Below are 23,539 nucleotides of genomic sequence, written 5' to 3' on the forward strand. Positions count from 1 at the left end.
GACGATTTCATTTTCATTTAAAGAGTGCGGAGCAGGCGTCATCCGTCGCCACGACATGTCGGTTGCGATAGACGTCCCACACTCCCGGATACGCATCTTGTGAGCAGTCCATTTGCCCAGTGGGCGCAACATAACGCCCGTCGGGAGAGATGATTGCAGTTCCCGCCTCGCCGCTACCACCAAAAGCGGCTTTCTGCAGTTCGCTAAATTTCTGGCCTTTAACATACGCGCCCTTTAACGACACAAGGTTTCGCGATGTTCCAATATGGGCAACGGTAGCTAGATATGCGAATGGCTGCGTGCTAACAAAATCGAGGGCAACATAGATACCTTTCGAGAGGTTTATATCGGATAGCACACCCACGTTCGATGGAATCGAGAGGACGTGTACCGCTCGTCCAATCCGACAATTAGTCAGTTCTTGTTTCGTGACATAGCCTGCCTCAGAGACTATGACCGCCGATTTGTCGAAGCTCTCGACTGCGTAAAGCGGAGTCTTATCAAGCAAACACATTCTAGAATCGTCGATTTTTAGTGATGATTCTGCTACCTGGTAAGTAGTATTTGCATATGCGATTCCGACGATAAAAATCGATGCCAACGCAAACAAACCTTTTTCGATTTCGTGCATTTTCGAACTCTCCCGAAGTGATATATTTGTCAGAGTGGAGGAGATCAAGATGTTGATCAAAATCGATATAATCGCCATTTTAATTTATTATTAATTGTTGTAATTTTTTGATTTCAAAAATATCAATCTCCGAATTCAATCTGCGCGGATGCGGGTCGTTGAGATAAAATATTTTGAAATCTCCTCAATTTTCGCTAAATCGAAGGGTTTTCATCATATTGAAAAACAAATCATAACTAAATCCGTTTTCCAAGCTATATTCGCGCTTCCGTAATAAGCAAACGCCGTTCAATTGCGCAGACATTTTGTCGTTACCCACCATTACATGAATGCATCTGTAGCGGTCTGTATATTCCTTGGCCGGTACACAGCGCCCGCTCGCTTTGGAGAATGATTCTTCGGCGATCCAGCCGTGCCAATTTCCTCTCCTAATCGGTGAAATTGTTGTCTTGATTACAGGGTTCCCGCAATTCGATTCCTTGTACGCAACTTCGGGAGACAAATTAAGATGGTCGCCATCAAGGCTTATCTGAAATATGCTACCGCGTCCGTCAGATATTTTCTTGTCAACACTCACTTGTTCAACAATGAAGCTAATATTGTCTCCGCCGCGCGGATTAAAATTTGGATCATATTGAAAATCCATATCCATAACTGCTTTTTCGCCGTTCTTGTACGAACCCGTGCATCCAAATCCAATAGTTTGATCAGATACACTTTTTAAATCGGGAGTGTCAAATGACATCCCGCACTGATCGACCACCTTTGGATTGGTGGGATTACTGCCAACCCCCTGAATGTGAGCTGCATCAGACTTCGACTGACCATAAACCACGGAGGTCAATAGCAAACAAAGCATAACAAGTTGACGCTTCATTACTTCAAGTTCTATGATTTGCATGATTTATTAATCAGGGAGACATTGGCCAGGCGCTGTCGTGCGAAATTGAGGGATAATTCGCTACCAATCCACCCCGTCAGATTGGCGGTTTGTTTTTCGATCATGCTTTCCATATGCGAGGCTTCAGTTAAATAGTTATCTGCAAGGTTTGCGCATGCAATCCCATTTCTGGTCTTGATATCATTTTTTAGCTTGGTTATCTGATTGTTTATGTCCGCAATTCCTTCGTCGTAGCATTGCTGAACAATCATTCCGCAGCCAGTCTGACAACTAAGGCGATCATGTTTCGTCCGGGCTATACACTGTGTGTAAATATCAGCAGCCGGCGTCTGTGAAAACGTACCGCCGGATACAAGCGCCATAGATGTCAGTAAAAAAATGAAGAAAGCAATTTTCATGGAAATAGTCCTTTATGCGGGTCGCGTCAGATCAATTGCGACTGTAGTATGTCTCGGGGTTGCTACATTAACGCTCGTAGCAGAAGGTAGCCAGTCGGTAAATATATCTCTCGCATACCAGGTAAAAGCAAATCTTTCAAAATAGCCGAAAAAACCACCATTCACAAGAATATTAACTCTGTGAATTGTTTCCGGTGAAATGCCCAAGTCGGCAACTCGGTTAATATTTCTGCTCCCGTCATGATGCTTCCAAACCCAAAAGAATCCTCCGCTATCACATGCCGTCAACGAATTAGTCCCAACGGCGTCGGGATCATGCCGCGGCCCCCAACGCTTCGGGATTCCAACTATAGTAATGTGCCCATTAGCATCTTTATGTCTTGGGTCGTCAAAATAATGAAGAGATGTTTGGGTAATTCGTGGATCAATATACACCCCAGGATTATCTGATTTTGCTGAAAATTTCCCATACGCTTCATATGCACTAGCCCATGTCAACTGCATGATCCCTCGACCATAGAATGCGGCATAGTATTGGGCTCCCGGAATATTGGGGTTGGTAGCACCTTGTCCATATTCCTTGAAGGTCTTCCATCGATCGGTCTCGAGATATGTTTGTGCCAAAAAAATCGCAAGCCTTTCCGGAGAGGAGTTAAGTGAGTATTTTCTAATCGTCTTGTTCAGACTTGAAAGATGCGGGGAAATTCGGGCAACTACTTGTGTCGACGTCAGCGTATTAGACGTCGGTGTTCGAAGCGATCCGCTTTGAGTTAGCCATGCGTGCGCTGGGATTAATTGCTGCAACTCCTCTGTCCCAATCCATCCACACGTTCTAAACTGCCGAATAAACGCAAGCGGATGAAAGAACCACAAATTCTCCTCATCCGGCAACCCAGTAACCTCCCAAAATTGAATCTGTTTCAGGTAATCGAGAAACTTGTTATAACCCGTCTCGTTGCCGTAATAAAAACCACCCTCACCGAGCAGCCCCGCATAACGCGTATCGTTGTTCCTGCTATTCCATTCACTGGGCGCATTGCAGATAAAACCACGTAACGCCTGCCGTACCCCATCGCGGCTCCTGACGTAACCCGAAAGCGCATCCGCCCGTTGCACTTCCGTCGTCTGTGCCGACTCCGCAGGCTGTGCGTTTTCCGCGGCATCCTTGACGAGCTTTTTGAGCTCGTCGATATCACACATTCCATCGTTGGCGAACGGCGTATTACCCTCGCTGATTTTTTGCCAGCCCATGAACGACGGGAAATCAGCGTCGGACAGCTTTTTGATCTCCGACCTGTTGATGTCGATATAGCCGTGCTTTCCCGCCGCGTAGGTCACTTTCACCCACGTTGCACAGGCTGTCCCGGAAAGGGTCGCGGGCGTTGAGAGAATGCGTCCGAAGCGCAGCATCTCGTAGCCGTCGCTCGGGCACGCTCCGTAGAGGGCTGTCGCACGGCGATAAAGATCGTATTCGTAATCGGCCTCGGCGACTGGCTGCTCCGTCAGCAATGTGCGCGAGCCGTCTGTCGCGACGCTCCAGACGTTGGTGTATTTCGTCCCCTTGCTGAAGTAGGCCTCGACAACGAGCGGTGACGCGTTCGTATCCGTCTGGCCGGCTTCGAACGCGATGCCATGCAGTTTGTTGTGCGCGTCCGTTCCCGGCGGCAGTGCAAAGAACTGCTGTCCGGCCGGAATCGTGTAGTACGTGTGCCCCCAGCAGTCTGAACCTGTCGGCGTGTCCGGCGCGGCGCTATCGAGTTGCGTATTGCCAAAGTACGTATCGAAATCATGGGACGTCATGAAGATTTCGAAGTGCGTGTAGGTCACGCCCTCGTAGCGCCCGAGAAACCCGATGACGTCCTTGCGCCGCACCGTGTTGTTACCGTCGGCCACCGCAGGTTCCACCGCGCCTTCGGCAACCTGACCGGTAGGTTTGCGTAGAAACTCGGGCAACCGTCTCCCGTCGTGCCCGAACGACTGGTACTCGGCGAGTGGCAGCAGATGCATATACAGCGAATAGAACGTCAGGTTGCGACCATCGCCCGTTTCGGTCGAATGCCTGAGCAGGACGAAGCCCGCGTTGCTATTGCCCGAGTCAATCGCGTTCTGGCAGACCCGGTACGCGACGACCTGACCATCGGCAATCGCATGGACCGGGCCATGCACGTCGGGCGCCAGATGGACACCGCAATGCCAGCGCCGGTCGAACGCGATCGGGTAAATGCCATGGGCGAGTTCGAATTTGTCGACCGTGTCCATCATAGGGTCGGGCTTCGATCCGTCAGCAGAGGTGAGACCGGATTCCGGCAAAAACGGAGGGCTGATAATCATGAGATGTCAGTTCGTATGGGAGTACCGCTCGTTGAGCGTCAGATCGCTTTTCGGCAGGACGGGCAGGACGGCGGGCACATTGTCGGGGCCGACAAAGGTGAATGAACCGGCCTTGATGGTGAACGCGCCAGGACAGTGAAATGTCATGTTGCCGTTCTCGATCACAAGCGAAGCACCGCCACTGTTGAGTGTGATTTTCGACTTCGCTGCGACCTGCACGTCCGCGCTTTCGCTCGCGACGCGTAACTGCTTCTGCGCAAACAGGTCCATGCCGTCCGTCAGCGCTGCAACCGAAACCTTCCCCTTCGCTGCGGTGAGGCTGATGCCAAGCTTGTGTGCGCACAGCGAGATGAGCTCGCCCGCCACCATGCGCAAACGCTTCGCCACGCTCACGTCCATGTCTTTCCCCGCGGTCGCGATCACGTTCTCGCCCGCCGAGTGCTGCGCCGACTTCGGCGTCACGAACGCCATGCCGCCGGGAGCACTGGCAAGTAGCCCCGCATCTCGAAGCCCGTTGAGCCCATCGAGCAGCGCCGCTTGCGTAGCGCGATCGGCTGGTTCGGCGGCGGCCTGCTTCGTCGCCGCTGCCAATTCCGTTACACGCTGCAATGCCGTCTTGAGTTGCGCGACGGCGGCAGCCATCTCAAGATGCGGCGTGTCAGCGCCGGCTGCCGCGTCCGCCGAAAGGAATAGCCCTTTAGGCGCGCGCATCGTGCCCCACGCCTGTGTGGAAATTTCGAACCCTTCACCGCGTTGCAGTTTTTTGCTGTTGAGCAGATAACCGAGATTGATCGCCGACTGGCTATACACGGTCGCGATGCGCGCGCTTTCCTTTTTCTGCAGATCGTTGAAGACGATCTCCGCGCCGCGCAGCGGCGAGCGCCATATCGCGTAGCTAAACATCGCCTGCGCGCCATGGACGACGTCAGGGTGCGAATAGTCGTGAAGGGCGCCGGATATATGGAGACGGTCGACATCGTTGTGGGCCGCTTCGAGCAGAACCTCGGTGCTCGGAAGCAGTGGCGAGTGAAAGCCGCCCTGATAGGACGACGACGGACGCAGCAGGCGCAGATAGAGCACCTGCTTTTCGGCGCTCGCCGAGCCCTGGAGGAACTTCGGGAGGACGGGGTAGCGTCCGTATTCGTCGAGACACGCATAAGGTGCGGCATCAAACGTCGTCACCACGCCGACGACGGGGCCGCCCAGGAATCTCCAGTCCCGCTCGTAAATGAATTCCGGACGATAGGCGAGGTGCGCGGGCATCGCCTTGAACTTCGTATAGGCGGGCTTCGTGCGGCTGCCTTTCATCTTCATCGAAGTGACCACGAGGCCATATTCGGCGCTCGCGAGCTTCGTGTTGGTCAGCTTCATGACGATGCCCGGCGTCACGCCTAAGGCATTGGTCGTACCGGATAGCGTGACCTGCCGCGCGACCTGTTCGTCGCGCCGTACCTGCGCCAGTGTTTCGCCCTGTTCAAGCGTCAGATGGAACTCCGCGCTGCGACTGATCGTTCCGAATACCGAGCGGTCGTCAGCTTCGCTGGAGATGTTCGCCGTCGCCCGTAGCGGGTCATCGGGCGTACGGTAGTTGCGCTCCCACAGCTCGACGGCGGCGGCGACCAGCGTGCGTTGACTGTTGACCTCGAGTACCGCTTCGTGCCAGTTACCTGTCAGACCTGAATCCGGCATCAGCGGAAGTTCGAGCGAGCGGATATAGGCGCGCGGATTATCCGCGAATACGATCGTGTCGAGCTTGCCTGCCTGGCCGCGTCCCTGCTTGTAGAACCAGAAGATACCTTTGCGCTTCGCGTGCCGGGCAATAAATGCCCACACCGACTCCTCGTACATGACGACCTGTTCGAGCCTTTCCTGCGCGCCTTCGAGATTGAACTCGATATCGAAGGCATCGAAGTTTTTGCGGTCGACGACCAGCTCGGTGACGATTTCCTGAAACGTCCTGTCCCTGAACGTTTCGGACTTGTGCACGCGCTTGAGGAGCGCCGCGAAGCGCGGCTCGATACGCAGCCGGTAGGCAGCTTCGTCGCGGCTCGTGCGGATGCGTTTCCAGCGCGTGACAATCCCATTGAAGGTAGCCGCCTCATGGTTGACAGGATCGACGTAATTCACTGAAGGGACCGCGGCCAGTTCATCGATCTGGAGTCCCGCCCGCCGCCCAACGCAGAGCTTGCCGTCGATATCCAGTTGTGTCGACGTAACCGTTACGTCGACCGTGTAGTCATCGCAGAAGCCCGCGTGAATTTTGAAATCGAGCACGTCGAGGCCGACATCGAGCGTACCGATCCAGATTCGAAGATGCTGGGTCAGGCGTGCGCCTGGATGGCGTAGGGCATCCGTGAAACGCTTTGTCACAGCATTCATATGCATTCCGATTCGTTGAAAGCAATGAGGCGAAACCGCGGGAATCGGAGGTCATTCTCCGAATCGCGGATTGCGAAGTATCGAATTAGGAATTGAGGAGGGAGAAACGTCAATGCAGGTCACGATCCGCGTCTGCAATTGCCAACGGATGTGTGAACAAGCGTTACAAGATGACCGAATCGATTTTTTGAGATTGAATAACGTGGTATGCGAGCATGGCTCGCCGGAAAAAGAAACTTCGGCGGAAGCTCACATGCATGCAGCGCGACGTGTGCCTACGCCTACGCCTGCGTCTCCGTATGCGCCTGCGCCAGCTCGGTCCACAGATAAGTGCCCACCGAGCTCGCGCTCATCGGCAGGCTGAACAGATACCCCTGCACCGCGCGTGCGCCGAGCGCTTTCACGACCGCGGCCTGCGCCGGCGTTTCGAGTCCTTCCACCACGCATTCGAGGCCGAGGTTGCGGCACAGGTCGATCACCGACTTGACGATCTTCTTCGATGCGCTATTCGTGTCGACATCGGTCACGAAGCTACGGTCGATTTTGATCGCGTCGAACGGCAGGCGGTGCACGTAGCTGAGGCTCGAATAGCCGGTGCCGAAATCGTCGAGCGACACGCGGCAGCCGGCCTGCTTGAGCATCGTGATCGCGCTGTGCGCCTGCGCGAAATCACGCGTCAACGCGGTCTCGGTGATCTCGAACGTGACGCGATACGGCACTACGCCGCTCGCCGCGACGATGTCGATCAAGCGGCGCGCGCGCGCCGAAGTCGAGATATCGACCGCGGACAGATTGAACGACAGATACGGTTGCGAAGGCCAATGCGCGACTTCCGCGAGCGCCTGGCGCAGCAGTTCGTCGGTGATACTCAGAATCAGTTCGGTACGCTCAGCAATACGGATGAACTCTTCCGGTCTGACCATGCCGAGCCGCGCGTTATGCCAGCGGCCGAGCGCTTCGAGTCCGATCGGGCGACGCGTGAGCAGATCGTAGATCGGCTGGAACTCGAGAAACAGTTCCGTCTCGAGATCGGCATGGCGCAGCTCCTGCGTGACGAGGCTCAGGCGTCGCATGCGCGTTTCGTGTTCGGCCGAAAAGATCACCGGTCTGCCGCGGCGATTTTCCTTGCCGACGTAGAGCGCGGCGTCCGCGCGCTCGAAGACCTGCGCGACCGTCGCGCCTGCTTCGGGAAACGCGGCCCAGCCGATCGTGCCCGACAGATCCGCGACGTTATCCGCGACCAGATACGATTGACTGAGCGCATCGCAGATGCGCTGCCCCAGTGCGACGAGCGCTTCGTTCGACAAGCGGTGCTGCACCACCACGCCGAATTCATCGCCGCCGAGACGCGCGAACGTGACGCCCGTTTCGCCGAGCGACAGCAGCCGCGTGCCGACTTCCTGCAGCACGAGATCGCCGCTCGCGTGTCCGTAGATATCGTTGACCTGCTTGAAGCCGTCCAGATCGATCACGCCAACGTTGAAGCCGCCGCCGTCGGCGAGCGTATGCTCGGCCAGCGCGCGCAGCGATGCGAAGAAACTGCGGCGGTTCGGCAGGCCGGTCAAACTGTCGAGGTTCGCGAGCCGGTGGTTGTCGTCGCTCAGGCGTTGCGTGTTGTGCTGACTCGCCTGTAATTCGTGCTGCGCATGAACGGCGTCGGCGAAGGTCCGGCAATACAGCTGGATCACGAGCGCAAGCGCGACGCCGACGAGCGTCATATCGACGGCGATTGCGATGAACACCGGGCGCCCGGTGAACACGAGAAACACCGAAAGACTCGCGGTGACGATGCCGATCAGCAGCAGCGAGGGCACGCGCAGATGGATCAGGCAGAACACGCAGCCGACCAGCGTCGTGCCCATATAAAACGCGACCTGCGTTTGTTCGAACGCGCTGCCGTACGGAAGCAGCAGCAACGACCAGCTACTGAACGCGACGCCGAATAGTCCGACGAGCCACGTGAGCTTGCGCAATTCGGGCATCGCCTGTTCGCGCGTCAACACGCGATGACGAACCCGCCACCAGTGCCAGCAGCGCATCAAACACAGCGCGCCGAGCGCCGCGGGGATATACACCGATAACCACAGCGGCGCGCTGCCCACATGCGTGATCGCAACCGCCGCGGTGTTGACCAGCAGAATGAAATAAAGAAGCGGCACTTGCCGGCTGAATGCCTGCAATTGCGCGCGCACGAGTCCCGGGTCGCTTTGCGTGACCGAGAGCGCTTCTTTCAATCTGGCTAGTCGAACCATCGCCATGTCATCCCTGTTTCCGTACCAAGCGCATCTATTGATAACGGCGCGTCTGAATTTATCTTGAGCGTGTCGGCGGGTGAGCGAGCGATGACGAATAGGGGGAGGTTCGGTAAGTGCTACCTGGTGTTGAGCTCGAGAGAGTGAGAATCAGTCGTTTCTGCCGGATCTGATGTGAACCTTAGAGCGCAGGGCGTGGAGCGTGATGCGAAAAACGCACTGCACAACGTGATGTTTTTCAAAGCGCGGGGCAGGACAGTACGTGTTGCGGCGGCATCGTGACGCCGGGGCCGCCGTTGGGCGCGGGGCTGCCCTGTGGCGCGGATTCGACCAGTCGCACCGCATTGGTATCCGCATTCGCGAGTACGTATTTCTGGGGGCGATCGTCGGGCTGCCAGTACACGCGGAACATGTCGCCGTTGCTGAAAACGAGCAGTTTGCCGTGAACCGTTTTGGTGGCGCTGACGAAGTCGACCGGTTCGCCGTCGCGTAACTGGAACCCTTGCGGCGACTCGGAATGACCGGCGCCGACGAGTGTCGCGCAGCTTTCGTCAGCGGCCGTGGCGAGCGCCGGACAGAGCGCGGCGAGCAATACGCATGTTGCAATCAGGCGATTTTTCACTTTTTTTGTTTCTTGCGGAAAGTTAACTTGCACCCGGTTATGCAAGTGCCGTGCCGCTTCATCGTGTGCCGCGCCGCGCTGCCGGAACACCTGCCGCATTCGCTCGCAGTGCGCTAAAGCACTGAAATTGCAACGGATTGTGATGCGCGGGCGGCGCGTGCAAAACGGTACGCGCGGATAAGCCCGCGATTCTTATGGCACTTTGCCGCGCAAAATCGTCAAATTGGCTCTGGGCCGGTGATACAAGCCTTACACCAAGGGGTTTGCGCGAAAGCACGCCTATGCGTTAACGTGTCGGTCCCGGCGCCATAGAGTGGCGCCGGTTCCATGATTACCATACGGGAAGTGCTATGAACAAACAGGAACTGATTGACGCAGTCGCCGCAGCGACGGGCGAAAGCAAAGCGGCCACCGGCCAGACCATCGACGCGATCGTCGAAGCGGTGACCAAGGCAGTGGTGAGCGGCGATACGGTGCAACTGGTCGGTTTCGGTTCTTTCTCGACCGGCGCGCGCGCTGCACGCGTGGGCCGCAATCCGTCGACCGGCGAGGAAATCCAGATCGCTGCCGCCAAGACGGTGAAGTTCACCGCGGGCAAGGCGTTCAAGGAAGCCGTCAACGCGTCGTAATGCAACGCGCTTCACGCCGCGGTATCGACGGTGCGCTGCGCAGCCTGCTGCAACGCGCGCAACAGACGATCGATCGGGCGAGAAGCATCACGCGCTGCGCGACCAGACCCTGGCGGTCCCGCCAGACGGCTGGCGCGGCGCGTGTGCCTGGCTCTTTAGCCGGGTATTCAGTTGGCTTCGGTTGGCCTCGGTTGGCTTTCCATCTGGCTGCCTGCCTGGGGCTTCAGCGGGCTCTGTAGTCAGGGGAGATAGTCAGGCAGGACCGGACACCTTGGACGCCGCCTTGCGCGGCGCCCTTGCCATCTCTGTCAGCTTGCGCGACGCTTGCGCGCGGCATCGGCGAGCGTGGCGAGCACCGGCTCCGTTTGCGCCCAGCTCACACACGCATCGGTAATCGATACGCCGTAACGCAACGGCACGCCTTCCTTCAGATCCTGACGGCCCTCTTCCAGATGACTTTCGAGCATCACACCGATGATGCGGCGATCGCCATCGGACAATTGCCGCGCGATATCCTCCGCCACTTCGATCTGCCGCAAGTGCGACTTGTTCGAGTTCGCATGCGAGCAATCGATCATCACCTGTTCACGCAGACCCGCTGAACGCAGCGATTCGCAGGTGGCTTGCACCGACGCGGCATCGTAGTTCGAGCCTCGCTTGCCGCCGCGCAGAATCACGTGAGCGTCATCGTTGCCGCGCGTTTCGAAGATCGCGGCCATGCCCATTTTCGTCATGCCCATGAACGCGTGACTCGCGCGCGCCGCGACGATCGCGTCCGCCGCGATCTGCACGCCGCCGTCGGTGCCGTTCTTGAAACCGATCGGGCAGCTCAGACCCGACGCGAGCTGACGATGACTCTGGCTCTCGGTCGTGCGCGCGCCGATCGCGCCCCACGCGACCAGGTCGGCGATGTATTGCGGGCTCAACAGATCGAGGAATTCGGTCGCGACGGGCAGCCCCAGACCGTTGATGTCGAGCAGCAGTTGCCGCGCGAGACGCAGCCCTTCGTTGATGCGGAAGCTGCCGTCGAGGCGCGGATCGTTGATATAGCCTTTCCAGCCGACGGTCGTGCGCGGCTTCTCGAAGTACACGCGCATCACGATCAGCAGATCGTCCTTGTAGTGATCGGCGGCGGCTTTCAGCTTGCGTGCGTATTCGATCGCCTGGTCGTGGTCGTGGATCGAGCAGGGGCCCGTGATCAGCACGAGACGGTCGTCGCGGCCGTGCAGCACGTCGGCGATTTCGACGCGGGTCTTCTCGACCAGCGTTTGCACCGTGGGCGGCACGGGCAGTTCGTCCTGCAGCAGCGCGGGCGAGATCAGCGGACGGACCGCGCCGATCCGCACGTCGTCGATGCGTGTAGTGTCCTGGGTGGCGTCGGCCGAGCCGACTTCCTGATCGTGCAGCGGATTGTCGAGGGCGCTCAAGATATTCTCCGGAATCGATGGATAAGGCGGCAGCGCGAGCCGGTCGTGGCAGTTGCCGGTCCGAGCCGGCGCACAGGCGCTGCGTGGGTTTGACGTGGGCCGTGCGTGGCTTGGCGAGATCGAGCGCGCGATGATCGGGAAACGATTCGCGCGCGAACCTCGCCCGGGACTTTGCGCGTTTGCGCGGCATCTCGCGCCGGGCTCTACCCGAACCGGCAATGAACTGGGACCCAGGCAGGCAAGCGGGAGCGAGGCTGAGGCGAAGTCGGAACGCCAGCGCACGGCTGCGCTGGCGCGATTATGACACCCGCGCGTGACGGTACGCAGCGTGACGTGTCAGAGCTTGCGCAGCAGCGCCATCGCGGCGGCCGGATTGCGCTCCTTGAAGCCGCTGATCACGTACAGATAGACGTCGCGCGCGGCTGCTTTAGCGGTCGTTTTCGCGAGCGGCTCGCCGCAGGTTTCCAGATCGTCGGGCGTGGTGCCGGCGGCAAGCTGGTGCGCGCGTTCGGCCCATGCGTCGAGCGCTTTCGCCGAATAGCCGTGTGCTTCCTTTTCGCTCGTGCCCATGATGCGCGCGTACACGAACGGCGCAGTGATATCGGCGATCTGCGGATAGTCGCTGTCGGCCGCGAGCACGACCGCGACCTGGTATTTGCGCGCGAGCGCGATGAATTCCGGCGTCTTGAACGACTCGTGACGGACTTCGATCGCATGCCGCAGCGGCTGTCCTTCGATGCTCGCCGGCAGCAGCTTCAGAAAGGCCTCGAAATCGTCGGGATCGAATTTCTTGGTGGTCGCGAACTGCCAGTTGATCGCGCCGAGCTTCTGTTTGAGCAGCAGCACGCCGCTCGCGAAGAAGCGTTCGATCGTTTCGCCCGCTTCGGCGAGCACCCGTCGATTGGTCGCATAACGCGGCGCTTTCAGCGAAAAGACGAAATCGTCCGGCGTTTCCTGATACCACTTCTGATAGCTCGACGGCTTCTGCGAACCGTAGAACGTGCCGTTGACTTCGATCGACGTCAGTTGTCGGCTCGCGTATTCGAGTTCGCGGCTTTGCGTCAGATCGGCGGGGTAGAACGGGCCGCGCCATGGCGCGAAAGTCCAGCCGCCGATGCCGACGCGGATGCGGGTGGTGGATGCGGATTGGGGCTTGGTTTGCGGGACGTTTTGGGTTGCCGCCTCGGTTGTGCGCTGGGTGGTGGTGGCTGTAGCGGTGGTAGTGGTAGTGCGTTTTTCAGGTCGAATGGCAGGCTTTGGTGCAGGTGTGGCTTTCGATGCAGGCGCAGCCTTTGGCGCGCGTGCAGCCTTCGGCACAGACGCAGCCTTCGACACCGGCGCGGCTTTTACACCGGTCCCGCCTTTCTTCGCGGCCGTCTTTCGAGCTGGCTTGTCGGCTTGCGGTTGGCGTTGCTTTTCGCTGGCGTTTTCGCTTTTGTTGCGGCTTTCCTTCGCGCTTTTCGCTGCGGGCACTTGGGCTCTCCTTCGGGCTGCGGCGGGAAGCTCGTAGATTAGCCGCTTTTCGCGCGCCGCGCGGTCTTTGCCGCGCTGCTCGCCTTCACCACACCGCCTGCCTTCGCACTGCCAGCTACACCCGCCGCGCCGGCCGCCAGCTCGAAACGCCGATTCGCCTCGGCCACCTCCGCCCTGAAGCGCTGCAATGCGCTGACGTCGAGCGCGGGCGGTGTCAGCGCAACCCACAGCACGTCGATCAGTTGATCGGCGGTCGCATCGATATCGATCTGCCGGTTCGCCAGCGTCGCGTCCCACAGCACGTGCTCCATCGGCCCGAACACCATCGAGCGCAACAGACGCAGCGGCATATCGGCGCGAATCTCGCCGCTTTGCTGGCCTTGCGCGAGCACCCGCATCAGCGGCGCGGTATAGCGGCGTTGCAACTCAGTCAGCGCTTCACTCAATTCGTGGTGCCGAGCGCGGCCTTCGGACAGCACCAGCGCGCATAGATCGGTGCCGTTCACGAGCATCAGCCGCAAATGCATGCGCACGATGAACGCGAACTGCTGGCGCACGCTGCCGTCGCGCGGTAGGCCCGCTTCGATCGCGTCGATGATCTCGTCGTACCAGTCGCCGATCACGCGCGCGCATAGCTCGCGCTTGCCGCGGAAGTAGCTGAATACGGTGGCCTCCGAAATGCCGAGGCGCTGCGCGATTTCGGCGGTCGTGGCGCGCTCGTAGCCCTTTTCGGAGAACACGTCGCGGCCCGCCTGAAGAATTTCCTTCACGCGCTGTTGCGACTTGCGCCCGGCCGGCTCGCGGCGCGATACGGGCAATCCGGCTTTCACGGCAACCGTCATATGAGTCGAAGTCAGATTTGTGACGTAGGGGGAGGCGAGGCAGAGTCTATCTATGCCCGATGAACGCGATCCTAGCACCGAATACGCTGTCTGGAGCGGCTGTCGGCAAATTTCTGAGTAACACTCAAAAATACCTATTGACGCATACGTCAATCTGGCGTGAAATGCGCGTTGACACGATCGATGATCCGCGCGCCGCCGCCATTGCCCGCTGGCCGCCCCGAACCCTGGAGACACCGCAATGCTCAACCTGCCCGGTTTGCAATTCCCGCTCGGCGAAGAAATCGAAATGCTGCGCGACAGCATTGCGTCGTTCGCCGCCAAAGAAATCGCGCCGCGCGCGGGCGAAATCGACCATACCGACCAGTTCCCGATGGATCTGTGGAAAAAGTTCGGCGATCTCGGCGTGCTCGGTATGACCGTCGCCGAGGAATACGGCGGCGCGAACATGGGCTACACCGCGCACATGGTCGCGATGGAGGAAATCTCGCGCGCGTCGGCATCGGTCGGACTGTCGTACGGCGCGCATTCGAATCTGTGCGTGAACCAGATTCATCGCAACGGCACGGAGCAGCAGAAGCAGAAGTATCTGCCGAAGCTCGTGTCCGGCGAACACGTCGGCGCGCTCGCGATGAGCGAGCCGAACGCGGGCTCGGACGTAGTCAGCATGAAACTGCGCGCCGAAAAGAAGGGCGACCGCTACGTGCTGAACGGCACCAAGATGTGGATCACCAATGGCCCGGATTGCGACACGCTGGTCGTCTATGCAAAGACCGATCCGGAAGCCCAATCGCGCGGCATTACCGCGTTTATCGTCGAGAAGGGCATGAAGGGTTTCTCGGTTGCACAGAAGCTCGACAAGCTCGGCATGCGCGGCTCGCATACCGGCGAGCTGGTGTTCCAGGACGTCGAAGTGCCGGAAGAAAACATCCTGGGCCAGTTGAACGGCGGCGTGAAGGTGCTGATGAGCGGCCTCGACTACGAACGCGCGGTGCTCGCGGGCGGCCCGACCGGCATCATGGTCGCGGTGATGGACTCGGTCGTGCCGTATATCCACGACCGCAAACAGTTCGGTCAGCCGATCGGCGAATTCCAGCTGATCCAGGGCAAGGTCGCCGATCTTTATACGACGTTGCAGGCGTGCCGCGCGTATCTGTACGCGGTGGGCCGTCAACTCGACACGCTCGGCAAAGAGCACGTGCGCCAGGTGCGCAAGGACTGCGCCGGCGTGATTCTCTATACCGCCGAAAAGGCGACGTGGATGGCCGGCGAGGCGATCCAGATTCTCGGCGGCAATGGCTATATCAACGAGTATCCGGTCGGACGTCTGTGGCGCGACGCGAAGCTCTACGAAATCGGCGCGGGTACCAGTGAGATTCGCCGGATGCTGATCGGCCGTGAGTTGTTTGCCGAAACGCTGTGATGCGGGCTTTTCTAAAGCTCTAAAAGCTCTTAAAAAACCGGACTTCCGGAGAACCCACGTCATGCCGATCATCGAATCGAAACTGAACCCGCGCTCGGATGATTTTCGCGCCAACGCGGCGGCGCTCGAAGCGCTCGTCGCGGATCTGCGCGCGAAGGTCGAGCAACTGGCGCAGGGCGGTGGCCAGGCCGCGCGCGACAAACACACGAGCCGCGGCAAACTGCTGCCGCGCGATCGCATCGCGCAACTGCTCGATCCGGGCACGCCGTTTCTCGAGCTGTCGCAACTGGCCGCGTACGGCATGTATAACGACGACGCGCCGGGCGCCGGGGTGATCACCGGTATCGGCAGGATCGCCGGGCAGGAATGCGTGATCGTCTGCAACGACGCGACCGTGAAAGGCGGCACCTACTATCCGGTCACCGTGAAGAAGCATGTGCGCGCGCAGGAAATCGCCAGCGAAAACCGCTTGCCGTGCGTGTATCTGGTCGACTCCGGCGGCGCGAATCTGCCGAATCAGGACGACGTGTTTCCCGATCGCGATCACTTCGGCCGCATCTTCTACAACCAGGCGAATCTATCGGCGGCCGGCATTCCGCAGATCGCGGTCGTGATGGGCTCGTGTACCGCGGGCGGCGCGTATGTGCCGGCGATGAGCGACGAGTCGATCATCGTGAAGAACCAGGGGACGATTTTTCTCGGCGGCCCGCCGCTCGTGAAGGCGGCAACTGGCGAGGTGGTCAGCGCCGAAGACCTCGGCGGCGGCGACGTGCATACGCGGCTGTCAGGTGTCGTCGATCATCTCGCGCAGAACGATGCGCATGCGCTCGGTATCGCGCGTAGCATCGTCGGCAATCTGAATCGCGCGAAGCAGGCACCGCTCGTGTTGCAGGAACCGAAGCCGCCGCGCTACGACCCGCACAGCCTCTACGGCGTGATTCCGGTCGATACGCGCAAGCCGTTCGATATCCGCGAAGTGATCGCGCGCATCGTCGACGATTCCGCCTTCGACGAATTCAAGGCACGTTACGGCACCACGCTCGTGTGCGGCTTTGCGCATATCTGGGGGCATCCGGTTGGCATCATCGCGAACAACGGCATTCTGTTTTCGGAGTCGGCGTTAAAGGGCACGCACTTTATCGAGCTTTGCTGCCAGCGCAAGATTCCGCTGGTGTTTCTGCAGAACATCACCGGCTTTATGGTGGGCCGCAAGTACGAAAACGAAGGCATCGCGCGCAACGGCGCGAAGATGGTTACGGCGGTGGCCACTGCGAAGGTGCCAAAGTTCACGGTGATCATCGGCGGCTCGTTCGGCGCCGGCAATTACGGCATGTGCGGGCGTGCGTATTCACCGCGTTTCCTGTGGATGTGGCCGAACGCGCGCATCTCGGTGATGGGCGGCGAGCAGGCCGCGTCGGTGCTGGCCACGGTCAAGCGCGACGGCATCGAGGCGAAGGGCGGAAGCTGGAGTCCGGAAGAAGAAGAGGCGTTCAAGCAGCCGATTCGCGAGCAATACGAACATCAGGGACATCCGTACTATGCGAGCGCGCGTCTGTGGGACGACGGCGTGATCGACCCGGCGCAAACACGCGACGTGCTCGGCCTCGGCCTGTCGGCGAGCATGAACGCGCCGATCGAAGATACGCGCTTCGGCGTGTTCAGAATGTGATCGGCTTGTTGCAACGACGTATGGCTCAACGATGTATGACGCGATCGCATATGACGCAACGATACGGCGCGAAGGAGTGACACGCATGCAATACGAAACGCTGAAAGTGGACTTTGCCGGGCAGATCGCGACGGTCACGCTGAATCGTCCGGACGTGCGCAACGCCTTCAACGAAACGATGATCGCCGAGCTGACGTCGGCGTTTACGACGCTCGATACGCGCGACGACGTGCGCGCGGTCGTGCTGGCCGCGAACGGCAAGGCGTTCTGCGCGGGCGCCGATCTGAACTGGATGAAGAAGATGGCCGGCTACTCGGACGACGAGAACCGCGCCGATGCGATGCTGCTCGCGAACATGCTGTCGTCGGTGTATCGCTGCAACAAGCCGGTGATCGCGCGCGTGAACGGCGATGCGTACGCGGGCGGCATGGGCCTGATTGCCGCGTGCGATATCGTCGTGGCCGTCGACAGCGCGCATTTTTGTTTGTCCGAAGCGCGGCTCGGCCTGATTCCCGCGACGATCGCGCCGTACGTGATTCGCGCGCTCGGCGAGCAGGCATCGCGCCGCTATTTCATCAGCGCGGAAGCATTCGATTGCGCGACTGCGTTGCGTCTCGGTCTGGTCAGCGAAGCGGTCAGCGCGGAACAGTTCGATGCGACCGTCGCGAAGCTCGCGCAAACGCTGTGCGCGAACGGCCCGCAGGCGGTGCGCGCGTGCAAGCGGCTCGTGCAGGACGTCGCGGGCCGTGAACTGAACGACGCGCTGATCGAAGACACGGCCGCGCGCATCGCGCGTACGCGAGCCGGCGCGGAAGGCCGCGAAGGCGTCGCGTCGTTTCTCGAAAAGCGCACGCCAGGCTGGCGCAACTGATGCGGGTTTTTGCGTGTTTGCCTGAGCACCGTTCGTTAATAACAACCGCCCCGTAGCGCCTATTTCATCGAGATACTTATGTTCAACAAGATCCTGATTGCCAACCGGGGCGAGATTGCGTGCCGCGTCGCCGCCACTTGCAAGCGGCTCGGCATCGCGAGCGTGGCCGTTTATTCCGACGCGGATGCCAACGCGAAACACGTCGCGGCTTGCGACGAAGCGGTTCATATCGGCGGCTCGACGGCGGCGGAAAGTTATCTGCGTATCGAACGCATCATCGAGGCCGCGCGCGCGACCGGCGCGCAGGCCGTGCATCCGGGCTACGGCTTTCTGTCCGAGAACGAGGATTTCGCGCATGCGTGCGCGGCGGCCGGCATCGTGTTCATCGGGCCGCCGGTCGAGGCGATCGCCGCGATGGGTTCGAAGGCCGCCGCGAAAGCGCTGATGCATGCAGCCGCGGTGCCGCTCGTGCCCGGCTACCACGGCGACGACCAGGACCCGCAGCTATTGCAGCGCGAAGCGGATGCGATCGCCTATCCGGTGCTGCTGAAGGCGAGCGCGGGCGGCGGCGGCAAGGGCATGCGCGTGGTCGAGCGCAGCGCGGATTTCGCGGCGGCGTTGCAGTCGTGCAAGCGCGAAGCGGCGAGCAGCTTCGGCAACGATCGCGTGCTGATCGAAAAGTATCTGATGCGGCCGCGTCACGTCGAAGTACAGGTGTTCGCCGACCGGCACGGCGGCGCGGTCTATCTGTTCGATCGCGATTGCTCGGTGCAGCGGCGTCATCAGAAAGTGCTCGAGGAAGCACCCGCGCCGGGGCTCGCAGCCGATGTGAAGCGCGCGATGGGCGAAGCGGCGGTGGCCGCCGCGCGCGCGGTCAACTATGTCGGCGCGGGTACCGTCGAGTTCATCATGACGCCGGGCGGCGAGTTCTATTTCATGGAGATGAACACGCGTCTGCAGGTCGAGCATCCGGTCACCGAGATGGTGACGGGGCAGGACCTCGTCGAATGGCAACTACGTGTCGCGGCGGGCGAACCGTTGCCGCTGATGCAGGATCAGTTGAAGCTCGACGGCCATGCGATCGAAGCGCGCATCTACGCCGAGCATCCGGCGCGCGGCTTCCTGCCGTCGACCGGCACGCTCAAGCATCTGCGCATGCCGGAAGGCGTCGAGTTCGCGATCGACGCGGCCGGGCTCGGCGAGCCGGGCCGTAAGGCGCCGGTGCGTATCGACAGCGGCGTGCGCGAGGGCGATACGATCACGCCGTTTTACGATCCGATGATCGCGAAGCTGATCGTGCATGGCGCGACGCGTGAGGAAGCACTGGCGCGGCTGTCGCGCGCGCTGCATGCGTGCGAGGTGGTCGGGCCGCATACGAACGTCGAGTTCTTGCAGCGGATCGTCGCGAGCGAGCCGTTTGCGAGCGGCGATCTCGATACCGGTTTGATCGAGCGTCATCACGATGCGCTGTTCGCGCCGGCCAACAAGCCGTTCAAGGAAGCGCTGGCGCTCGCGTGCGCCGCGCTGCTGACGCGCGAGGGCGGCACTGCGCACGGCGCGTCGCCGTGGGATGCGTTGTCGCACTGGCGCGTCAATAGCGGCTATACGCAAACGCTCGGCTGGCGCGCGATCGACGACAGCGCCCGCGACGACAGCGACGACGCGTTCACCGTCGTATTCGCGCGCAATGGCGACACGCAGTCGCTCGAACACGACGGCGTGCGCGAAGACTTCACATGGTCGGCCGGCACGGGCGCGCATGAATTCCGCGCGACGATCGGCGATGCGCGCGTGACCGGGCGCGTGTTCGTCGATGGCGACAGGTTCCATGTGTTCTGTCATGGCGAGACCTTGGCGTTCGAGTGGCAGAACCTGCTCGCGCATGCCGGCGATATTGAGGGCGGCGAAGGACGGTTGACCGCGCCGATGCCGGGCAAGGTGATCGCGGTGCTGGTGGAGCCGGGCGCGGTGGTCGAGAAGGGCACGCCGCTGATCGTGATGGAAGCGATGAAGATGGAGCACACGATCGGCGCGCCGGCGGCGGGTACCGTGGCCGAGGTGCTGTATGCGGTGGGCGATCAGGTGACGGATGGTGCGCAGTTGCTGGTGCTTGATGTGGGGTGAGTTGGGGAGTGGGGATGCGTCGGCTGATTGGTTGGGGGAGGGGTGGTTGAGGGTTTGCGGTTGGGGTGGGATTTGAGGTTGGGTCTGGTGGGTGCCGTGTGTTGAAGGTGGTTGGACGCTGTCGGCGTCCTGGCTGGTGGTTGTGACGCTGGTGGATGACGAGGAGGTGATCGGGTAGGCGGGCAAGTGAGGCGAATCAAATCAGGCCAGACGCGCGTACCCCGCGGCGCGCGCTTCACTTTCCATCTGGCGGATACGCGCGTAGTCGGCGAGCGGCAGCGTCGAAAAACCTGTTAGACGCAGGCGCCGTGCGCGCTCGGGCCGGACCGTCAGCGTGTCGTTCAGTGCGTCGCGCAGCGCCGCGATCGTGGTCGGCGGCACGTTGGCTGCCGCGATCAACGGCAAACCCGGCGACGCGGCGGTCATGCCGATCGCGCGAACTCGCATCGCCAGTTCCGGCAACACATCGCGAACGAAAGCGAACGTCACGCAGTCGATTGCGGCGATGTCCGCGCGATCGTCGGCGACCGCGCGCAGCGAGCCGAGATGCGAGCCGGTGCGCAGCACGGTGCCGAAGAACATGCCGGCGCGAGCGAGCGGCGCGACCGCGTGACGAAACGCATTCATACCGCTGTTCGAATCGTCCTGGTTGTAGGCGGCGCGTGCGCCGCGGCAGGACGCGAGCGTGTCGAACTGTGCGTCGGCGCGCGTGATCAGCACGCTCGAATAATGCGCGCCGTCGCAGCCCGGCGCATCGAAGCAGGGCGTCGCGACCAGTTGGACCTGCTCGTGCAGGCCGCGCATCAGCGGATAGCCGCAGGTTTGCGAAATCAGCAGATTCGGACGCCGCCAGAAGCCGTGCAATTCCTCGTCCGGTTCGACGATGCGGCACGCGGGTTTCACCCGGCGTAGCACGTCGTCGAGCCACTCGCGCCACTCGAGGTCGAGCGCGGGTGTGACGTTGTACATAGGCAGGGCGGCGATCCAGGTCATTGCACGCGATTCGGACTAATGTCTGACCATCTTGAATTCGTCGAGCCCGAGCCGTACCGATTCGGTCGGCACGAACCTCCATTTCTGCGCGGCGACCGACAGGATTTCGTCCTGCGCGTCCTCGAACGCAACCAGCAGGTCCTGCCTGCGGTTGCTCACCGCGCCGCAGAAAGCCACCAGTGCCTCCGCGCTCACTTCGAAAATCTGCGCACGATCGTCGCAGCACACGCGGAACGCGACCGTCTCGCTTTCCGTCACACAGGGCCGAAACCCTTCATCGACATAGACCGACATGGCGAACTCCTTCGGACGCCCGAAACGACAGAATGACAAACCGCGAATGCCGGGTATGTTAGAGAACCGGCATTTACGGCGAAATGCCCGGTGCCGTGGTTCACACGGCAGGCCGGTCGCTGGCTGAACGTATGCCAGAAGCTGGCCGGGACAGCTCGTGTGGAGCCGGGGCCAGGACCACGGTGGAGAACCATGGCCGGAACAAAGCCGGTCGCGGCCAGCGCCGCGAGCAGGCAATGACTTGAATGGGCGCTCGACAGGCTTCCGGGTAGACCCTGAATGACGGTTCGAGCGAGCGGCCTGACACTGTTCGGAAGGCGCTTAAATCGACTCCAGAAGTGATACACGAACTGCCCGCGCGACCTGTCCTAGGCCTGCCTGCAAAAGCGAACCGTGCCGCGGTTCTTTCCTGCGCGGTTCGCACCGGTCTCGGACGCTGTTTGGAATTTTCCCTTCAACTTTGCTGCTTACGCTCAGCTCGCCGTACTCCGCTGACCAGCCGCGCGTTAGCATCCACTTTACGATCTCCACGCGTTTCGTGCAGGCGATAGTTCGGGCCTACCGCGTGCATCGCGTGCGATGCACGGGAAGGCTTGCGGCTTGCGCGGTGTGCGGAAGAGCTGAGCGAGTGTGTTTTGACACTGGCAAGTACTAAAAGTTGACCCTCCGATTTGCCTGACGAACGGCTTGACCATTGCTGATCAAATCCTGTTGAGCTTCGATCAGCTTGCTTCGTCGTGAAGCCCCGCGCCGTGCCTGCCGAGCACGACATGGCGCGCCAACTCAGCCACGACACGGAGCGCAAACACGTCGCGCGTTCATTCCATCGCTGCAACGTCGGGACTTCGTGGTGGCGCTACGGCACTGGCCTGCGTTCCCGCGAAATTGAGCCGCCGGATCAACAGCCCCAGCGTGGTTGCCTGAATCAGAAGGCTGAATACGACCACCAGATAAGTAACGCCGATCAACATTTCACGCCCATGAAATTCCGGCAACGACAGCGCGAGCGCGATCGAAATGCCGCCGCGTAGCCCGCCCCAGGTCAGCACGACCGTCGAATGTGGATTGAGCCGGCGGAAATTCTGCAGCGCGAGCAACGGGATCGCGACGCTGACGCCGCGCGCGATGAGCACGACCGGAATCGCCGCGAGTCCGAGCCACACGATATGGATGCGCAGCGATAGCGCGATGATTTCGAGCCCAATCAGGCCGAACAGCAGCAGGTTCAGCAGTTCGTCAAGCAGGTCCCAGAAGTTGAACAGATGCTCGCGAGTCTTCTCCGACATCGACGTGAGCGCGCCATGATTGCCGATCACGAGCCCGATGATGACGACCGCGAGCGGCGCCGAAACATGCAGTGCTTCCGCGAGACTGTAGCCACCGGTGGCAAGCGCCAGCGTGATCAGAATTTCGACCGGATAGCTGTCGATGCCACGCAGCAGCAGCGATGCGCCGAAGCCGAGTACCACGCCGAGCACCAGCGCGCCCGCGACTTCGCGGAACAGTTCGAGCGCGACCGCGTTGACGGAGAACTCGTTCGCGCCGCTCGCGAGCCCGACCAGCGTGACGAACGCGACGACCGCGGTGCCGTCATTGAACAACGACTCGCCGGTGATCTTGGTTTCGAGGCTTTCAGGCGCCGCCGCGCGCTTGAGCACGCTCAGCACCGCGATCGGATCGGTCGGCGAAATCAGCGCGCCGAACGTCAGACACCACAGCAGACTGATCGGATGACCGAGCCATTGCGCGACGTAGAAAAAGCCGAAACCGACCACCGCGACCGAAATCAGCACGCCCACCGTGGCCAGCATCAGCACCGCGCGCCGCTGCGTGCGCATCTTCGACAGATCGACGTGCAACGCACCGGCAAACAACAGCAGACTGAGCAGCCCGTGAAACACGATGTCCGCGAAATCGACCTGCACGACGATCTTGCGCGCGGCGACCGCCATCGCGGGATAGTAAAAGCCGAGCGCCGAAATAGCGAGGCAGACGACGAGCCCCACCGCGGTGATGCCGAGCGTGTCGGGCAGCTTGATGAACCGGTAGTTGATGACGCCGAACAGCGCGACGATGGTGAACAGCACACCTGTGATCTGGAATACGCTCATCGTAATTTAATTCGAGACGGCATCTGGAACGACACAGCTACTTCGGTTGATAAAAGATCGAGATATCCGCGTGGACGGGTAAAAGCCGTTCAACACGATGATTGCTTGATTCAACCTGGTAGACCGCGTCGGCCGGACACTGCGTCTTTTTAATCGGACCGCAGCAACG

At 60.5% G+C, this 23,539-nt stretch carries 18 protein-coding genes; 5 read left to right on the plus strand and 13 right to left on the minus strand.

Translation table 11 applies throughout. The features are described from left to right. Nucleotides 1-13: 13 nt before the first annotated feature. The 7 genes from L0U82_RS22655 to L0U82_RS22685 all read right to left on the minus strand — a co-directional run bounded on the left by L0U82_RS22655 (nucleotide 14) and on the right by L0U82_RS22685 (nucleotide 9,514). Entirely contained in the window at nucleotides 14-631 is a 618-nt protein-coding gene (locus L0U82_RS22655; protein ID WP_233834681.1) for a hypothetical protein, read from the minus strand. Between the two features lie 184 nt (nucleotides 632-815). After that, on the minus strand, nucleotides 816-1,532 hold the full coding sequence (locus L0U82_RS22660) for a hypothetical protein (RefSeq protein WP_233834682.1): 717 nt from the start codon (nucleotides 1,530-1,532) through the stop codon (nucleotides 816-818). Beyond that, nucleotides 1,520-1,930 carry a hypothetical protein gene (locus L0U82_RS22665; protein WP_233834684.1) on the minus strand — a complete coding sequence of 137 codons (411 nt, stop codon included), beginning with the start codon at nucleotides 1,928-1,930 and terminating at the stop codon, nucleotides 1,520-1,522. Before L0U82_RS22665 ends, L0U82_RS22660 begins: the two co-directional genes overlap by 13 nt. Before the next feature lie 12 nt (nucleotides 1,931-1,942). After that, nucleotides 1,943-4,261: a M23 family metallopeptidase gene (locus L0U82_RS22670; protein ID WP_233834686.1), complete on the minus strand. Its 2,319-nt coding sequence runs from the start codon at nucleotides 4,259-4,261 to the stop codon at nucleotides 1,943-1,945. Between the two features lie 6 nt (nucleotides 4,262-4,267). Continuing rightward, entirely contained in the window at nucleotides 4,268-6,640 is a 2,373-nt protein-coding gene (locus L0U82_RS22675) for a type VI secretion system Vgr family protein (RefSeq protein WP_233834688.1), read from the minus strand. Between the two features lie 281 nt (nucleotides 6,641-6,921). Then, nucleotides 6,922-8,892, minus strand: coding sequence for a putative bifunctional diguanylate cyclase/phosphodiesterase (locus L0U82_RS22680; protein WP_233834690.1), 1,971 nt, complete (start codon nucleotides 8,890-8,892; stop codon nucleotides 6,922-6,924). Between the two features lie 238 nt (nucleotides 8,893-9,130). Then, the gene (locus L0U82_RS22685) at nucleotides 9,131-9,514 is read right to left on the minus strand and encodes a hypothetical protein (RefSeq protein WP_233834692.1); all 384 of its coding nucleotides are present in this window, start codon (nucleotides 9,512-9,514) and stop codon (nucleotides 9,131-9,133) included. 350 nt (nucleotides 9,515-9,864) lie between these two features. Between L0U82_RS22685 and L0U82_RS22690 the strand changes: the two genes are divergently transcribed. Next, entirely contained in the window at nucleotides 9,865-10,143 is a 279-nt protein-coding gene (locus L0U82_RS22690) for an HU family DNA-binding protein (RefSeq protein ID WP_013092091.1), read from the plus strand. A 308-nt stretch (nucleotides 10,144-10,451) separates the two neighbouring features. Here the strand turns inward: L0U82_RS22690 and L0U82_RS22695 are convergent, their stop codons facing one another. The 3 genes from L0U82_RS22695 to L0U82_RS22705 all read right to left on the minus strand — a co-directional run bounded on the left by L0U82_RS22695 (nucleotide 10,452) and on the right by L0U82_RS22705 (nucleotide 13,885). Further along, nucleotides 10,452-11,570: a 3-deoxy-7-phosphoheptulonate synthase gene (locus tag L0U82_RS22695; RefSeq protein ID WP_326489752.1), complete on the minus strand. Its 1,119-nt coding sequence runs from the start codon at nucleotides 11,568-11,570 to the stop codon at nucleotides 10,452-10,454. Nucleotides 11,571-11,906: 336 nt separating this feature from the next. Next, nucleotides 11,907-12,698: a DUF72 domain-containing protein gene (locus L0U82_RS22700; RefSeq protein ID WP_233837453.1), complete on the minus strand. Its 792-nt coding sequence runs from the start codon at nucleotides 12,696-12,698 to the stop codon at nucleotides 11,907-11,909. A 383-nt stretch (nucleotides 12,699-13,081) separates the two neighbouring features. After that, entirely contained in the window at nucleotides 13,082-13,885 is an 804-nt protein-coding gene (locus tag L0U82_RS22705; protein ID WP_233834694.1) for a TetR/AcrR family transcriptional regulator, read from the minus strand. A 241-nt stretch (nucleotides 13,886-14,126) separates the two neighbouring features. On the opposite strand from L0U82_RS22705, the gene L0U82_RS22710 reads away from it, so the two are divergent. The 4 genes from L0U82_RS22710 to L0U82_RS22725 all read left to right on the plus strand — a co-directional run bounded on the left by L0U82_RS22710 (nucleotide 14,127) and on the right by L0U82_RS22725 (nucleotide 19,972). Further along, nucleotides 14,127-15,308 (plus strand): isovaleryl-CoA dehydrogenase, encoded by a 1,182-nt coding sequence (locus tag L0U82_RS22710; RefSeq protein ID WP_233834695.1) that lies wholly within the window; start codon nucleotides 14,127-14,129, stop codon nucleotides 15,306-15,308. A 61-nt stretch (nucleotides 15,309-15,369) separates the two neighbouring features. Next, the gene (locus L0U82_RS22715; protein WP_233834697.1) at nucleotides 15,370-16,977 is read left to right on the plus strand and encodes a carboxyl transferase domain-containing protein; all 1,608 of its coding nucleotides are present in this window, start codon (nucleotides 15,370-15,372) and stop codon (nucleotides 16,975-16,977) included. Between the two features lie 85 nt (nucleotides 16,978-17,062). Further along, nucleotides 17,063-17,848: an enoyl-CoA hydratase/isomerase family protein gene (locus L0U82_RS22720; protein WP_233834699.1), complete on the plus strand. Its 786-nt coding sequence runs from the start codon at nucleotides 17,063-17,065 to the stop codon at nucleotides 17,846-17,848. A 78-nt stretch (nucleotides 17,849-17,926) separates the two neighbouring features. After that, nucleotides 17,927-19,972 (plus strand): acetyl/propionyl/methylcrotonyl-CoA carboxylase subunit alpha, encoded by a 2,046-nt coding sequence (locus tag L0U82_RS22725; RefSeq protein ID WP_233834700.1) that lies wholly within the window; start codon nucleotides 17,927-17,929, stop codon nucleotides 19,970-19,972. A gap of 201 nt (nucleotides 19,973-20,173) precedes the next feature. Here the strand turns inward: L0U82_RS22725 and L0U82_RS22730 are convergent, their stop codons facing one another. The 3 genes from L0U82_RS22730 to L0U82_RS22740 form a co-directional block, all read right to left on the minus strand. Continuing rightward, the gene (locus L0U82_RS22730) at nucleotides 20,174-20,965 is read right to left on the minus strand and encodes a phosphate/phosphite/phosphonate ABC transporter substrate-binding protein (protein WP_233834702.1); all 792 of its coding nucleotides are present in this window, start codon (nucleotides 20,963-20,965) and stop codon (nucleotides 20,174-20,176) included. A gap of 15 nt (nucleotides 20,966-20,980) precedes the next feature. Then, entirely contained in the window at nucleotides 20,981-21,259 is a 279-nt protein-coding gene (locus L0U82_RS22735; protein WP_233834704.1) for a DUF1488 family protein, read from the minus strand. An 818-nt stretch (nucleotides 21,260-22,077) separates the two neighbouring features. After that, nucleotides 22,078-23,370 (minus strand): cation:proton antiporter, encoded by a 1,293-nt coding sequence (locus L0U82_RS22740; protein ID WP_233834706.1) that lies wholly within the window; start codon nucleotides 23,368-23,370, stop codon nucleotides 22,078-22,080. Nucleotides 23,371-23,539: the final 169 nt, after the last annotated feature.

The organism is Paraburkholderia sp. ZP32-5, from assembly GCF_021390495.1.
In the GTDB taxonomy this organism is placed as follows: Bacteria; Pseudomonadota; Gammaproteobacteria; order Burkholderiales; family Burkholderiaceae; genus Paraburkholderia.

Coding starts and splice junctions, on each gene's coding strand:
- L0U82_RS22655 (WP_233834681.1), bottom strand. CDS start 631: ATGCACGAAATCGAAAAAGGTTTGTTTGCGTTGGCATCGATTTTTATC.
- L0U82_RS22660 (WP_233834682.1), bottom strand. CDS start 1,532: ATGCAAATCATAGAACTTGAAGTAATGAAGCGTCAACTTGTTATGCTT.
- L0U82_RS22665 (WP_233834684.1), bottom strand. CDS start 1,930: ATGAAAATTGCTTTCTTCATTTTTTTACTGACATCTATGGCGCTTGTA.
- L0U82_RS22670 (WP_233834686.1), bottom strand. CDS start 4,261: ATGATTATCAGCCCTCCGTTTTTGCCGGAATCCGGTCTCACCTCTGCT.
- L0U82_RS22675 (WP_233834688.1), bottom strand. CDS start 6,640: ATGAATGCTGTGACAAAGCGTTTCACGGATGCCCTACGCCATCCAGGC.
- L0U82_RS22680 (WP_233834690.1), bottom strand. CDS start 8,892: ATGGTTCGACTAGCCAGATTGAAAGAAGCGCTCTCGGTCACGCAAAGC.
- L0U82_RS22690 (WP_013092091.1), top strand. CDS start 9,865: ATGAACAAACAGGAACTGATTGACGCAGTCGCCGCAGCGACGGGCGAA.
- L0U82_RS22705 (WP_233834694.1), bottom strand. CDS start 13,885: ATGACGGTTGCCGTGAAAGCCGGATTGCCCGTATCGCGCCGCGAGCCG.
- L0U82_RS22710 (WP_233834695.1), top strand. CDS start 14,127: ATGCTCAACCTGCCCGGTTTGCAATTCCCGCTCGGCGAAGAAATCGAA.
- L0U82_RS22715 (WP_233834697.1), top strand. CDS start 15,370: ATGCCGATCATCGAATCGAAACTGAACCCGCGCTCGGATGATTTTCGC.
- L0U82_RS22720 (WP_233834699.1), top strand. CDS start 17,063: ATGCAATACGAAACGCTGAAAGTGGACTTTGCCGGGCAGATCGCGACG.
- L0U82_RS22725 (WP_233834700.1), top strand. CDS start 17,927: ATGTTCAACAAGATCCTGATTGCCAACCGGGGCGAGATTGCGTGCCGC.
- L0U82_RS22730 (WP_233834702.1), bottom strand. CDS start 20,965: ATGACCTGGATCGCCGCCCTGCCTATGTACAACGTCACACCCGCGCTC.
- L0U82_RS22735 (WP_233834704.1), bottom strand. CDS start 21,259: ATGTCGGTCTATGTCGATGAAGGGTTTCGGCCCTGTGTGACGGAAAGC.
- L0U82_RS22740 (WP_233834706.1), bottom strand. CDS start 23,370: ATGAGCGTATTCCAGATCACAGGTGTGCTGTTCACCATCGTCGCGCTG.